Raw genomic sequence first — 13330 nt, forward strand, 5'->3', positions numbered from 1 at the left:
CGGGGGACGTGGTCCCGGCCACTTTCCCGAGGCGCACGTCGGCGCGGCGCCGGTCGGGCTCAGGTGCCGGAGTGGTGGATCGGTCCGCCGACGTCCTGCAGCCGCGCCCCGCCGCCGCCCCACTGGAGGGCGACGATCTCGGCGGCGATGGACACCGCCGTCTCCTCCGGGGTGCGCGCCCCGAGGTCGAGGCCGATGGGGCTCGACAGGCGGGACAGGTCGGCGTCGGTCATCCCGGCCTCGCGCAGCCGCGCGACGCGGTCCTCGTGCGTGCGCCGGCTGCCCATCGCCCCGACGTAGGCGACCTCGGGCAGGCGCAGGGCGACCTCGAGGACCGGCACGTCGAACTTGGGGTCGTGGGTGAGCACGGCGACGACGGTCCGCCCGTCGACCCGGCCCGCCTCGACCTCGGCGGCCAGGTAGCGGTGGGGCCACTCGACGACGACCTCGTCGGCCGCGGGGAAGCGGCTCGCCGTCGCGAACACCGGCCGGGCGTCGCAGACGGTGACCCGGTACCCCAGGAAGGTCCCGACGTGGGCGACGGCCGCGGCGAAGTCGATCGCCCCGAAGACGAGCATCCGCGGGCGTGGCGCGAAGGCCGAGACGAACACCCGCATCCCCTCGCCGCGCCGCTCGCCGTCCGGGCCGTAGGTGAGGGTCTCGGTCCGGCCGCTCGCGAGGAGGCCGCGGGCGTCGTCCGTGACGGCCCCGTCGGCGCGCGGCGAGCCGAGCGAGCCGCTCGTGCCGTCCACGTCCTCGGGGCGGACGACGAGCCGTCGCCCGAGCCACGCCGGGTCGGGGTGCTCGATGACGGTCGCGACGGCGACGGGACGGCCCGCGGCGACGTCGTCCGCGACCTCGCCGAGCTCGGGGAAGGTCTGCTGCGACACCGGCTCGACGAAGACGTCGAGGATGCCGCCGCACGTGAGCCCGACGGCGAAGGCGTCGTCGTCGGACACCCCGTACCGCTGGAGCACCGGCGTGCCGTCCCCGACGACCTGCCCGGACAGCTCGTAGACCGCGCCCTCGACGCAGCCCCCGGAGACCGAGCCGACGGCCTCCCCCTCCGGGCCGAGGAGCATCGAGGCCCCGGCCGGCCGGGGTGCGGACCGGAAGGTCGCGACGACCGTCCCGACGCCGACGGTCTCGCCGGCCCGCCACCACTGCATCAGCTCGTCCAGCACGTCACGCACGTGCGACCACCTCCGTGAGCTCCTCGAACGCCGCGAACGAGTGTCCCGCGACGAAGTCGTCGACGTGCGGCAGCGCCGCGACGATGCCGGCCTGGACCGGCTCGTAGCCCGCCTTGCCGCGGTGCGGGTTGGCCCACACGACGCGGTGGGCCACCTGGTGCAGCCGGCGCACCTGCTCCCCGAGCGCCTCCGGGCGGTCGCGCTCCCAGCCGTCGCTCACGACGACGACGACGGCCCCACGCGCCATCCCCCGCCGGCCCCACCGGTCGAGGAAGACCTGGATCCCCTCGGCGAGCCTGGTCCCGCCGGACCAGTCGGGGACGACCTCGCCGGCGGCGACGAGCGCGCGGTCGGGGTCGCGCAGCGTCAACGGGCGCGTGACGTGGGTGAGCCGCGTCCCGAGGGTGAAGACCTCCGTGGGCACGCCGGCCGTGCAGTAGACGTGGGCCAGGCGCAGGAGGGCGTCGGCGTAGGCACTCATCGACCCCGACACGTCGACGAGGAACACGACCCTCCGCGGCCGGGTCGTGCGGCGGCGCCACGCGACCTCGCCCGGCTCGCCCATCCGGCGCAGCATCGCCCGCAGGGTCCGCCGGGCGTCGACGTCGCCGCGCCGGGCGACCTCGCGGCGGTGCGCCCGGCGCCGCGGGGCCCGAGGCCGCAGCCGACCGTAGAGCGCGAGCAGACGTTCGCGCTCGGCCCGGGTGAGGTCGGCGACGTCCCGCTGACGCAGCACCTCCGCGTCGCTGGCCCGGGCGAGGAGCGCCTCCTCCCCGGCCCCGTCCTGCGCCGCGTCGTCCCGCTCGCCGAGGTCGGCCATGGCCCGGTGGCGACGGTCCGGCTCGCGCTGCTTCGTCCCCGCCCGGGTGCCCCCGAACCACTCGGCGAACATCACGTCGTGCCGCTCGAGGTCCGCGGGCGAGCCGCACAGCGTCGCCCGTCCGGCGTGGAAGACCGCGCCCGCGTCGTCGAGCCCGACGGCGGCGACCGCCTCGAGGAACGTGCGCTCCCGGTCGGCGGTCACGGCGACACCGGCCGCACGCAGGGCCCGCGCGAAGCCCACGAGCACCTCGTCCGGTGCGCGGACGTGCTCGGCCGCGTCGAGGCGGTGCTGGGCGATGCTCATCCGCGGCTCACGGGGTGAGCATGACGTCGAGCGCCTTCTTGACCCGCTCGGCGTCCTCCCGGTACTTCACGGCGACGCCGAGGCTCGCCGCCGCGGTCTCGGTGTCGAGGGTGCGGGTGCCGAGCTCGTGGAGCGCCCGGGCCCAGTCGAGGGTCTCGGCGACCCCGGGCGGCTTGAGCAGCTCGTGCTCGCCGCGGATCGCGTGGACGGCGCGCACGACCTGCTCGGCGAGCGCCGCGGACACCTCGGGCGCCCGGCTGCGGACGATCGCGAGCTCGCGCTCGACCCCGGGGTGCTCGAGCCAGTGGTAGAGGCACCGGCGCTTGAGGGCGTCGTGCAGCTCCCGGGTGCGGTTGGAGGTGAGGACGACGACGGGCGGGGTGGCGGCGGCGACCGTGCCGAGCTCGGGGATCGTCACCTGCCAGGTCGAGAGCACCTCGAGGAGGAAGGCCTCGAACTCGTCGTCGGCCCGGTCCACCTCGTCGACGAGGAGGACCGCCGGGGCGTCCCGCAGGGCGCGCAGCACGGGCCGGGCGAGGAGGAAGCGCTCGTCGAAGAGGTCCTCCTCGACCTCGCGCACGTCGGCCCGCCGCTCCGACGTCGCCTCGAGGGCGCGCACGTGGAGGATCTGCCGGGGGAAGTCCCAGTCGTAGAGCGCCTGGCTCGCGTCGATGCCCTCGTAGCACTGGAGCCGGATGAGCGGCAGGGCCATCGACTCCGCGAGCGCCTCCGCGAGCGCGGTCTTCCCGGTGCCCGGCTCCCCCTCCATGAGCAGCGGCCGGCCCAGGCGGAGCGCGAGCCACGACACCGTCGCGAGGGCGTCGTCGGCGAGGTACCCCGTGGCGCCGAGCGCGGCGGAGAGGTCGGCGGCGGAGTCGAACGTCGTCCTCGGGTCCATGGGCACAGCATCACCCACCGAGCGCCGCCGCGGAAGCGGCGACGCGGGACCCGGGCCGTCCGGACAGGGTCGGCGGGCGGTCCGGACGGGCAGGTGGGCGGGCGCCTCAGACGAGCCGGGACACGGCGGCCGCGAGCTCGACGACCCCGAGCGTCCCGACGACGACGGCGACGGCGGCGGGCAGGCGGCCGTCCGCGAGCACCGAGTACCCGGGCTCCCCCGGGTGCGTCCGCGCGAGCCGCCGCGCGCGCAGGGAGTCGAGGACGACCCAGAGGGCGAGACCGGCGACCATGACGCTCGGCACGACGGCGACGAGGCCGAGTGTGTCGAGGCTGATCCGCCCGATCGTCAGGGCGCCGACGAGCAGGGCGAGGCCGCTGCGCCGCCAGGCGAGGATGGTGCGCTCCTGTTGGAGCCCGGGGTCGCGGCCGGTCACCCGCCGACCCCACGGGTGAGGCTGCTCACCGCGAGGACGAGACCGACGACGACCACGGCGCCCATGACGACGACCATCGCCGGGTTGGCCGGCAGCGGGGCGCCCTCCCGCATCGCGCGCTCGCTGCGGGCCCAGCCGAGCCACGCCGTGATGCCGACGACGAGCCCGCTCGCCGCGAGCAGCGCGGCGAGGAGGTACTGGACGGTGTCGTCGAGCGGCAGGTCGAGCGCGTCGAGGGCCGCGGCGCCCGCGAGCAGGGCGAGGCCGGTGCGGACCCACGCGAGGAAGGTGCGCTCGTTGGCGAGCGAGAAGCGTGGGTCGGGGTCGCTCCCCCGGCCGTAGACGCTGCGGGGGAACCGGGGTCGCTCGTCCGTCACGCGGCCATCATCCTCCCCGCGTCCCGAGGTCCTGCGGGGTGTCGGCGTCGGCGCCGGTCGCGAGGTCGCCGCACTCGACGAGGCGCGGGGGGTGCTCGGCGAGGTGGGCGCGGGCGCCGCGATCTCCCGTGGCGGTGTCCGCGACCGCGGCCCAGTGCTCCCGGCCGAGGACGACGGGGTGGCCGGGGACGCCGTCGTAGGCCGCCCGGAGCAGGCGGTCGGGGCCGAGCCCGCGCGCCGCCCCGAGGACCCGCCGGTGGACGCGGGTCCCCACGTCGGGGAGGTCGACGAGGGTGACCAGCGCTCCCGTCACCTCGGGACCGGCGTGCGCCTCGAGGTGCGCGAGACCGGCCCGCAGGGAGGCCCCCATCCCCTCCTGCCAGTCGTCGGCGACGACGGCGCGGGCCCCGGCGGCCTCGATCACCGGCAGGACCGGGTCGACGACCGCGCCGAGGACGACCACGACGTCCTCGATCCCGGCGTGCAGCAGCCGGTCGAGCGTCGTCTCGAGGAGGGTGGGACCGGCCGGGTCGGGGCGGACGAGGGCCTTCGGGGTCCCCATCCGCCGTCCGGCGCCGGCGGCGAGGAGCAGGCCGGCCGTCGTCATGACGGCCAGCCTGCCACTCCCCCGCCCGGGGCCGGCGCCGGACCGCGGTCTCAGTCGGTCGAGACCGACCAGACCGTCGTCGTGCCGGACACCTCGTTGCCGACGACGAGCAGCGGCTCGGCGGTCGGGCTGTCCCCCGCCGGGACGAAGAGGATGCCCTCCGGGCCGAGGTCGCCCGCCTCCCCGGACTCGGCGTCGGCCGCCGGGTCCTGCGAGCGGTTCGAGGCGTACCCGGCGATGCGCCCGGCGCCCGGGTCGGTGACGTCGACGACGACGAGGCCGCTGCTGCGCTCGAGGCCGACGAAGGCGTACGTGCGGCCGGCGATCCGACCCAGGTCGACGCCCTCGGGCTCCGGGCCCTTGTTGTCGCTGCGCGAGTCGAGCGAGTCGTTGTCGTCGTTGTTCGCGTTGAAGAGGGTCGGCTCGTTCTCGGCGACGAGCCGCTCGAACGCGTCCCCGGAGTCCCACACGAGGTCACCGGTCAGCCCGTCGCGCACGGAGACCGAGCGGGCGCCGAACACGTCGAGGGCGGTGTACCCGTCGGGCCCCTGGGGCGAGGTCGTCGTCACGGTGAGCCGGCCGAGGGCCTCGTCCTCCTGGAGGGCCTCGGCGTCCGGGAAGGCCTGCGGGTCGAGGACGAGGTCCTCGACCCGCTCCTCCTCGGCGAAGCAGTCGTACTCGCGGGCGTCACCCTCGTTCGCCGTGACGACGAAGGGGCGGCCCTTGCTCCGGTAGGCGGCGATCGCGTCGGGCATGAACATGCCGCGGACCGGCCAGGTACCGATGGCGACCCCGCCGTCCCGGTCGGAGGGGTCGAGTCCCTGGCCGGCGACGGAGTGGTCCGTGAGGCCGAGCGGGAGGATGTCGGTCACGGTGGCCGAGCGGACGTCGACGACGGCGAGGGCGTTGTTCTCCTGGAGGCTCACCCACGCGGTGTGCCCGTTCGTCGACGTCGTGACGTACTCCGGCTCGAGGTCCTGGGCGACCGAGGCGTTCGGGCCGAAGATCCGCACGCCGGCGGCGACGAGCTCGTCCGCCTCGTCGTTCCAGGCCCGGAAGTCCGCCGTGCGCACGGTCGCGCGCTCCGGCCCGCGCCGGACGTCGACGACGGAGATGCTGCCCTCGGGGTCCACCTGCCCGGCGCAGTAGCCCTCGGGCTCGCCCTCGTTCGCGACGACGACGTGCGTGCCGTTCGGGGTGAAGGTCGCCATGTCGGGGAGGCTGCCGATCGTGACCCGGCCGGTCTCGCGCGCGGTGGCGGCGTCGAAGAACGCCAGCGTGCCCGGGTCGGTGCGGACCGCGGCCTGCTCCGCGACGGCGACGAGTCCGCCGTGGACGGTGACGCTGTTCGCGCCGGGGGCGTCGAGCTCGGCGACCTTGCGGGGGGTCGTCGGGTCGGTGATGTCGAGGACGTCGACCGTCCCGGCACCGGAGTTCACGACGAAGAGGCGGTGCGTCGCGGCGTCGTAGGCGGTGATCTCGGCCGCGCCGTCGTCGAACAGGCCGGAGGCGTAGGTCCCGAGCGGGGTGAGCGTGACCTCCGGGGTGCGCGGGGCGGCGGAGGCCGGAGCGAGCGAGGCGCCGACGAGGGCGGCGCAGGCGGTCGTGGCGAGGACGGCGAGGGCGGGGCGAGGGCGCATGGGGACGCAGGCTAGGGACCGCACGGGGCGGCCCGGTGTCGCCCGGGTGGACGCCCGGTGTCGGGTCGGTGGCCGGTCTGCGCCGCGCGCTACGGTCGTCCGCATGGTCCTGGAGCTGACCCGCCGCGACGCCCGCCGGCTCGCCGTGCGCGGACAGCTGCTCACCGCCGACCGGCCCGGCGACGCCCTCGAGGTCGTCCGTCGCCTCGGCCTCGTCCAGATGGACCTCACCGCGTACGTCGCGCCGAACGCCGACCTCGTCCTCTGGAGCCGGCTGGGCGGTGGGTACTCCCCCGAGGACCTCGACGACCTGCTCGAGTCGCGGGCGCTCGTCGAGGTCGAGGGGTTCCTGCGGCCGGCCGAGGACGTCGCGCTCTTCCTCGCCGGGATGGCGGCCTGGCCGGGGGTCCCGCCGCGGGCACCCTGGCGCGACGAGATCGCGGCGTGGGTGGAGGCCAACCACGCGTGCCGGGAGGACGTCCTCACCCGGCTCCGGTCCGAGGGTCCGCTGCCCGCCCGGGACATCCCGGACACGTGCGCGGTGCCGTGGCGCTCCTCCGGCTGGACGAACCGCAAGAACGTCCAGCGGATGCTCGACATGATGGAGGGCCGCGGCGAGGTCGCCGTCTCCTCCCGCGAGAACCGCGAGCGGGTGTGGGACCTCGCCGGTCGGGTGTACCCCGACGTCGAGGCGGTGCCCCTGGAGCAGGCCGAGGCCGAGCGCGACCGACGCCGGCTCGCCGCCCTCGGCATCGCCCGTGCCCGGGTGACCTTCCCGCCCGGGGAGCCGAACCACGTCGGTGCGGCCGGGGTCGAGGCCGTCGTCGAGGGCGTCCGCGGTCGCTGGCGGGTCGACCCGGCACTGCTCGACGCGCCGTTCCGCGGACGGACCGCACTGCTGTCGCCGCTCGACCGGCTGGTCTTCGACCGCAGGCGGACGGCCGAGGTGTTCGGCTTCGACTACCAGCTGGAGATGTACAAGCCGGCGGCGAAACGTCGCTGGGGCTACTTCGCCCTCCCCGTGCTCCACGGCGACCGGCTCGTCGGCAAGGTCGACGCGTGCACCGACCGCGACCGCGAGGTCCTGCGGGTCGACGCCGTCCACTGGGACGAGGACCCCACCGGTGCGATGCGCGAGGGGGTCGCCCGCGAGCTGCGCTCCCTCGCGCGGGTGCTGGGGGTCGACCCGGTGGGCGCGCTGCCGTGACCGGTTCGTGGCCCGACCCCCGCACCGCTAGGCGAACGCCACGACGAGCACGGCCGTCGCGAGGAGCATGACACCGGTGAGGACCCGGTAGTTCGCGAGCACCGGCGTGCCCTTCAGGGCCTTCGTCTCGTCGGTCCAGTACTGCGACTTCCACGTCAGCTCGTCGGTCTTCTCGAGGTCCGGTGTCGGACCCGCGAGGCTCACGACGACGAGCAGCACGAGCGAGCCGAGCAGGAGGATGCCGGCCGCGTAGAGGAACTGGAGCCCGAGGAGCCCGTTGACCTCGATGAGGAGGAAGGCGACGAACCCCAGCGGCTGCATGACGACGAGCGTGAGGAACGCCGCGAGCGCGTTGACCCGCTTCCACGCGATGCCGAGGAGGAAGACGGCGACGACCGGCGGCACGAGGTAGGACAGCACCGACTGCAGGTAGTTGTACAGCGTGTCGAACTGGGCGATGAACGGTGCCCAGACGACGGCGACGACGAGCGCGACGACGGTCGTGATCCGGCCGGACAGCACGAGACCGCGCTGGCTGATGTCCGGTCGCGCGGGCTTGACGAAGTCCATCGTGACGATCGTCGAGGCCGAGTTGAGGATCGAGTCGACGGTCGAGCTGATGGCGGCGATGACGGCCGCGAGGATGAGGCCGCGCACGCCGACCGGCAGCAGGTCGAAGACGAGGGTCGGGAAGACCTCGTCGGGGTTCTCCAGGTCGGGGTAGAGGCTGAGGGCCATGACGCCGGGGAGGATGAAGAGGAAGAGGAACGTCAGCTTGATGAAGCCGGCGAGCAGCGCGCCCCATCGTCCGTGGTCGAGGCTCTTCGCGCCGAGCGTGCGCTGCACGACGAGCTGGTTCGTCGTCCAGTAGTAGAGGCCGATGACGAGGACGCCGGTGATGAGTCCGGGCCACGGCAGGTCGGCGTTGTCCGGCGGCAGGATGAGGCTCATCTTGTCCTCCCCGGCCGTCTCCGCCATCTCGCTCCACGAGGGGACGGCGGCCCAGACCGCGAGGAAGACGACGATGCCGCCGACGAGGGTGATCGTCGCCTGGATCGCGTCGCTGATGACGACCGCGCCGAGTCCGCCGACGACGGTGTAGACGGCGGCGAGCAGGGCGAGGACGAGCACCGCGACCCAGATCGGCACCTGCGGGAAGAGGAACTGCGCGACGATCGCGCCGGCGTAGAGGGCGGCCGCCATGTCGATGAACATGTTCGCGAAGAGGTTGAAGCCGGCGAAGGCCCGCCGGGCGCGCACGTCGAAGCGCCGCTCGAGGAACTCCGGCAGCGTGAAGACCTTGGAGCGCAGGTAGAACGGCAGGATGAAGAAGATGAAGACGGCGAGAATGACGGTCGTCATCCACTCGTAGGCGAAGATCGAGATGCCCTGGTTGTAGGCGCCGCCGGCGAGCCCGACGAAGGTCGCGCCCGACATGTTCGTCGCGACGAGCGAGAGCCCGACGAAGGGCCAGAGGAAGTTGCGGCCGCCGAGGAAGTAGCTCTCGGACGCGTCCTTCCCGGCGTCGGCGTCGCGCTTCTGGGACCGGCGCGAGTAGATGAGCGGGATCGTCCGGCTCGCGACGAGGTAGGCGATGATGATGACGAGGTCGAGCGTCCTCAGGGTGAAGTCGGGGGCGCCCCCGCCGTCGGCCGTGATCATCATCAGCGGTCCCTCCTCACGACGAGGACCGCGCACGGGGCGTGCCGGACCACCGCCTCGGCGTCGGTCCCGAGCAGCACCCGGGCGAACGTGTTGAGCCCGCGGCTGCCGATGACGACGAGGTCGGCGTCGATCTCGTCGCGCAGGCGCAGGATCTCGTCCGTGGCCCGGCCCATCCGCAGGTGGGTGCCGGAGGGGTCCACCCCCAGCTCGCGCAGCCGGGCGACCTGGCCGTCGAGGACCTGCTGGGCGTCGGCCCGGAGCCGGTCGACCTGCTGGCCGCTCATCGTGCGGGGGTTGGTCCACGGCGACACGAGGCCGACGTGGACGACGTGGACGTCGACCTCCCGACCGGCGACGAGGTCGACGACGTGCCGCAGGGCGAGGTCGGACTCCTTCGACCCGTCGACCGCGCACAGGACGGTGCTGGGGAACGTGCTCATGGACTGCCTCTCCGCCCCGTCGGCAGCGGCAGTGGCAGGGTCCCTGACACCGTCGTCCGGGGCCGTCTCCTCGTCGAGTGGGGACCGCGGTACCCGAACCGGTGCGCGGTGAAACCCCGGATCCGAGGACGAGATCAGAAGTAGTCGCGGACGTGGGCCTGCCGTCCGCCCAGGACGGCGTCGAGGACGGCGTCGTGGGCGTCCGGTCCAGCCAGGTGGCCGAGCATCCGCAGGGTCGCGCAGGAGTGCACGCCGGCGAAGGCCAGGGCGAGACCCTGCGGCGAGAGGACGACGGCGTCCGCGGACGGCTCGACCCGTTCGCAGGTGCCGGGCCCGTCCGGCCGCAGGACGAGCCGGTAGTCGCCGTCGGCCCGGGCCAGTCGGTCGCCGCGGACCGCGAAGGGGACCTCCGCCGCGAGGCCGGGCACGGCCGGGCCCACCGCTGCGAGGACGCCCGCGGGGTCGTCGACGCGCAGCATGCAAGGCTGGCGCTCGATGACGTCCCAGGCGGCGGTCGGCAGGACGAGGCGGGCGGGGTCGTCCCCCGACGTGCGCAGCCGGGTACGTGGCGCGACGGGCTCGAACGTGCCGAGGAGGTGCCACAACGCGCGGTACCCGTCGGCGGAGGTCGCGACGAGGTCGGACACCTCGAGCAGACCCTCGCCGCGGTAGCCCCGGCTGCGGGTCCACGCGGCGTGGCCGACCGCCTCACCGTCGGGGCCGACCGCGAGGGTGATGCCGTGCTGCTCGGCGAGCATCTCGTCCGGCGTCTCCTCGAAGGCCGCACCGTCGCGGGTCAGGGGCCCGTCGTGGTGCCGCGCCCACGCCGTCCACGTCGACCGCACCGCCGGGAGGTCCTCCGGCCCCGCCCGGCGGGTCCGGACGTCCGCGGGCGGGCGGACCCGGGCGAGCGCGGCGGTCGGCAGCTCGACGGTGTCGTAGGACGCGAAGACCTCCCAGCCCAGGGACCGGTAGATCCCGGCGGCGGTCGGGTAGAGCATCGAGACCCCCTCGCCGTGGGTCGCCCCGTCCTCGAGGAGGGCCTGGAGCATGCCCGCGAGCAGCCCTCGGCCCCGGTGCTCGGCCCCGACGACGACGCTCGCGACCCCCAGCGTCGGGAGCGCCGCGCCGTGCCACCACGACGAGAACCGCAGGCCCGAGGCCTTGGCGACGACGGCTCCGTCGTCGTCGACGACCCCGACGTTCGTGCGCCACGCCGGCACCTCCGCGGGTTCGCGTCGGGCGCCGGGCGGGGCGGAGGCGAAGGCCTCGGCCCCGAGGGCGAAGGCCCGGTCGGCGTCGGCGTCGGTCAGCACTCGGGTCTGCACGGCGTCAACCTACGGACCGCGGAGCACGACGGCGAGCGGGATTCGCCCTGCGACGGGCGTGCGCACCGGCGGCTCGCCGCGACCTTCCCGGACCGGCACCCCTCAGAAGGGGATGTGGTCTGGTGCGGCGGTCGCGGCGGCGACCGCCGCCGGTGGAGTGGCCGCCGGCGCCCTCGGGCATCCTCCGCGCGACGGCGCGCGGACGGGCGCGGGCTCTCGGGGGTCGCCGCGGAGGAGGGGTTCGGTGGTGCGGGTGCGACCGCCCGGGCCGTGCCAGGTGAGGGTGGCGGTCGCGGGGTCGAGCACCGGGCGCCATCGGGTCTGCTGCTTCATCCGGTGATGCCGGCGGCAGAGCGCGACGAGGTTCTGCGGGCTCGTCCGGCCCTCCGGCCACGGCCGGCTGTGGTCGAGGTCGCAGTGGACGGCGGGGCGGGTGCAGCCCCACATCCGGCAGGTGCCGTCACGGGTCGTCACGTGCTCTCGCATCCGGGGTGGCGGTGTGTACGCCGAGCTCGTCGTCGAGGTCAGCACCCCGGTCTCGGCGGTCAGCACGGCCCGCCCGATACCCATCGGGACGGTGGCGAGGAGGGACGCCATCGTGGCGGCGTCGACCCAGCCCAGGCCGGGAACCGCGGCACCGGAGACCATCACCCCGGCCACACCGTGCGCGGCGGCGCCGGACGGGACGGGCGCGAGGTCGCGGCTGCGTCCGTCGACGGTGAGCATCGGGCCCCACTCGCTGTCGGCCACGTCGTCGTGCTCGTCGTGGTCGGTCACCGGGTGCCGCGACAGCTCGGCCCGGGACGCGGGGGTGAGGCCGCCGTAGCGGACCTCGGCCCCGGTGTCGGCGTCGAGGAACGTCTCGTCGTCACCGTGCTCGACGGTCACCCACACCGTGTCGCCGTCGGCGAAGGGCTCCCGGTCGCCGGTGAGGACCGGGACCCCGAGGGTGACCTCCGCGGAGACGGTGACGTCGGACAGCAGCAGGTCGGCGAACGCGTCCGCCCGCGCCTCGGCCACCGTGAGGCTGTCGTCGGCCTGCCGGTACCGGTCGGCGAGGGCCTCCACCGCCGACCACGCCGCCGCAGCGGTCTCCGTCGGCACCAGGGCGTACCAGTCCGTCAGGCCGTCCTCCCCGGGACGGACCTCCACCGTCCGGCCCCGCCGCGTCGCCGCCACCTGGGCGGCGACCTGGTCGGCCGCGACCCGGGAGGCGACCCGCCGCACGGTCGAGACCACCGCCGCCGGGTCCATCCCCGCCAGCCGCGGAGCGACCTCCGCGTCCACCCGCGCACACGCGTCCCGGTCCAGGCCGGCGCACGCGTCGAGGACCTTGTGCAGCGACGAGGACGGCACCGACCCGTCGACCGCGAGCGTGCACAGCGCCGGGAACCGGTCCACCAGGGCCGCCCCCAGGCGGGCCTTGCGGTGCGCCAGCCCCTCGGTCACCCCACACGCCAGCGACAGCTCCGTGCCGGCCATCCCGTCGACGAACCCCACCGGGTGCATCCGCTCCCGAGGACCGTCCCCGTACATCGTCGTCTCCACCCGAGCACCCCATCCCGCGGCAGCGGCCTGCGCGACCTCCGCTGCGTTCACCACACCCTGCAGCTCACCCGCCACCGCGAACGCATCCTCCGGCGACAACCCCCGACCCCCGGTCGCGAGCTCCGCAGCCACCGCCGCCGCCTCCGCACGGAGCGTCGCGATACGACGGCTCACATCCCCCTGGTCCATGCCCCTAGTGTAATCGAACAGATGTTCGAACGCCAGGACTTTTCCCACAGGTCTTCGGGTCGGTCACCCGTGGGCCCGTTCCCGGATGTCACCCGCGACGGCGGGGCGCGGTACGAGGTCGCGGCGGGCCGTCCGGCTCAGGCCTCGGCGGGCCGGTGCCAGAGCTGGAGGCTGCCGATCCCGGCGAGAACGCCCGCGCCGAGGCACATGACGAGACCGGGACCGGGGGTCCAGCCGGCGAAGCCGACGAGGGACCAGATGTGGACGAGCTGCCAGAGCGGCAGGACCACCGCGGCGCTCGCGAGCACGAACCCCTGCACCGAGGCGACCCTGCGCATCGGCATGAGCGCCCCGGCGAGCCCCAGTACCGCCGCGTACGCGACGTACAGGCCGGCACCCCGGGCCCCGTTGACGTTGCCCACCCCCGTGAGCAGCCAGGGCAGGAAGGACCCGACGAGGCCCATCGCCGAGGCGAGGAGGAGCCGCTTGCGGCCCTGCTCCATCCGTCGCCGCGCCGGTCGGGCGGCGCGCGCGGCGGGCGTGGAGGAGGGTGCGACACTGCTCTGGGCCATGCCCGGGATGGTAGGCAGCCGGGGCCCTCCCTGTCCGCATCCACCGCCCCGACACGGGGCGAGCGCGACGGAGCGGACGCCGAGCGGTCCCATCCGACCGCTCG

The 13330-nt window shown here is 75.0% G+C and carries 13 protein-coding genes; 1 reads left to right on the forward strand and 12 read right to left on the reverse strand.

The features are described 5' to 3' along the window. Positions 1 to 59: 59 nt before the first annotated feature. From KC207_RS07945 to KC207_RS07975, 7 genes are all read right to left on the reverse strand, one after another. A complete protein-coding gene (locus KC207_RS07945) occupies positions 60 to 1193 on the reverse strand; it encodes an XdhC family protein (RefSeq protein ID WP_211602464.1) in 1134 nt (377 codons plus the stop codon). Then, complete coding sequence (locus KC207_RS07950; protein ID WP_211602465.1) at positions 1186 to 2319, reverse strand: vWA domain-containing protein; 1134 nt, start codon at positions 2317 to 2319, stop codon at positions 1186 to 1188. Before KC207_RS07950 ends, KC207_RS07945 begins: the two co-directional genes overlap by 8 nt. A 7-nt stretch (positions 2320 to 2326) precedes the next feature. Further along, entirely contained in the window at positions 2327 to 3217 is an 891-nt protein-coding gene (locus tag KC207_RS07955; RefSeq protein WP_211602466.1) for an AAA family ATPase, read from the reverse strand. 106 nt (positions 3218 to 3323) lie between these two features. Next, complete coding sequence (locus KC207_RS07960; RefSeq protein ID WP_211602467.1) at positions 3324 to 3653, reverse strand: DUF202 domain-containing protein; 330 nt, start codon at positions 3651 to 3653, stop codon at positions 3324 to 3326. Then, positions 3650 to 4030 carry a YidH family protein gene (locus tag KC207_RS07965; protein WP_211602468.1) on the reverse strand — a complete coding sequence of 127 codons (381 nt, stop codon included), beginning with the start codon at positions 4028 to 4030 and terminating at the stop codon, positions 3650 to 3652. The genes KC207_RS07960 and KC207_RS07965 overlap by 4 nt, the downstream gene beginning before the upstream one ends. Positions 4031 to 4037: 7 nt before the next feature. After that, positions 4038 to 4637, reverse strand: a complete 600-nt coding sequence (locus tag KC207_RS07970; RefSeq protein WP_249138631.1) for a nucleotidyltransferase family protein — start codon at positions 4635 to 4637, stop codon at positions 4038 to 4040. Positions 4638 to 4687: 50 nt separating this feature from the next. After that, positions 4688 to 6277 carry a choice-of-anchor I family protein gene (locus tag KC207_RS07975; RefSeq protein ID WP_211602469.1) on the reverse strand — a complete coding sequence of 530 codons (1590 nt, stop codon included), beginning with the start codon at positions 6275 to 6277 and terminating at the stop codon, positions 4688 to 4690. A gap of 103 nt (positions 6278 to 6380) precedes the next feature. Here KC207_RS07975 and KC207_RS07980 point away from each other — a divergent pair, with 103 nt between their 5' ends. Further along, entirely contained in the window at positions 6381 to 7484 is a 1104-nt protein-coding gene (locus KC207_RS07980) for a DNA glycosylase AlkZ-like family protein (protein WP_211602470.1), read from the forward strand. A 27-nt stretch (positions 7485 to 7511) separates the two neighbouring features. Here KC207_RS07980 and KC207_RS07985 read toward each other — a convergent pair whose 3' ends face one another. The 5 genes from KC207_RS07985 to KC207_RS08005 all read right to left on the reverse strand — a co-directional run bounded on the left by KC207_RS07985 (position 7512) and on the right by KC207_RS08005 (position 13226). Beyond that, the gene (locus KC207_RS07985; RefSeq protein WP_211602471.1) at positions 7512 to 9149 is read right to left on the reverse strand and encodes a sodium:solute symporter family transporter; all 1638 of its coding nucleotides are present in this window, start codon (positions 9147 to 9149) and stop codon (positions 7512 to 7514) included. Further along, positions 9149 to 9589, reverse strand: coding sequence for a universal stress protein (locus KC207_RS07990; RefSeq protein ID WP_211602472.1), 441 nt, complete (start codon positions 9587 to 9589; stop codon positions 9149 to 9151). The genes KC207_RS07985 and KC207_RS07990 overlap by 1 nt, the downstream gene beginning before the upstream one ends. A gap of 134 nt (positions 9590 to 9723) precedes the next feature. Beyond that, positions 9724 to 10917, reverse strand: a complete 1194-nt coding sequence (locus KC207_RS07995) for a GNAT family N-acetyltransferase (RefSeq protein ID WP_211602473.1) — start codon at positions 10915 to 10917, stop codon at positions 9724 to 9726. Between the two features lie 102 nt (positions 10918 to 11019). Beyond that, entirely contained in the window at positions 11020 to 12654 is a 1635-nt protein-coding gene (locus KC207_RS08000) for an HNH endonuclease signature motif containing protein (protein WP_211602474.1), read from the reverse strand. Positions 12655 to 12791: 137 nt separating this feature from the next. Further along, entirely contained in the window at positions 12792 to 13226 is a 435-nt protein-coding gene (locus KC207_RS08005) for a hypothetical protein (protein ID WP_211602475.1), read from the reverse strand. Between the last annotated feature and the right edge of the window lie 104 nt (positions 13227 to 13330).

The organism is Phycicoccus avicenniae, assembly GCF_018139485.1.
GTDB lineage: Bacteria > Actinomycetota > Actinomycetes > Actinomycetales > Dermatophilaceae > Phycicoccus > Phycicoccus avicenniae.

What these genes read in the sequence shown, in the direction of transcription:
- KC207_RS07950 (WP_211602465.1), bottom strand. Translation starts at nt 2,319, where the DNA reads ATGAGCATCGCCCAGCACCGCCTCGACGCGGCCGAGCACGTCCGCGCA.
- KC207_RS07955 (WP_211602466.1), bottom strand. Translation starts at nt 3,217, where the DNA reads ATGGACCCGAGGACGACGTTCGACTCCGCCGCCGACCTCTCCGCCGCG.
- KC207_RS07970 (WP_249138631.1), bottom strand. Translation starts at nt 4,637, where the DNA reads ATGACGACGGCCGGCCTGCTCCTCGCCGCCGGCGCCGGACGGCGGATG.
- KC207_RS07975 (WP_211602469.1), bottom strand. Translation starts at nt 6,277, where the DNA reads ATGCGCCCTCGCCCCGCCCTCGCCGTCCTCGCCACGACCGCCTGCGCC.
- KC207_RS07980 (WP_211602470.1), top strand. Translation starts at nt 6,381, where the DNA reads ATGGTCCTGGAGCTGACCCGCCGCGACGCCCGCCGGCTCGCCGTGCGC.
- KC207_RS07985 (WP_211602471.1), bottom strand. Translation starts at nt 9,149, where the DNA reads ATGATGATCACGGCCGACGGCGGGGGCGCCCCCGACTTCACCCTGAGG.
- KC207_RS07990 (WP_211602472.1), bottom strand. Translation starts at nt 9,589, where the DNA reads ATGAGCACGTTCCCCAGCACCGTCCTGTGCGCGGTCGACGGGTCGAAG.
- KC207_RS08000 (WP_211602474.1), bottom strand. Translation starts at nt 12,654, where the DNA reads ATGGACCAGGGGGATGTGAGCCGTCGTATCGCGACGCTCCGTGCGGAG.
- KC207_RS08005 (WP_211602475.1), bottom strand. Translation starts at nt 13,226, where the DNA reads ATGGCCCAGAGCAGTGTCGCACCCTCCTCCACGCCCGCCGCGCGCGCC.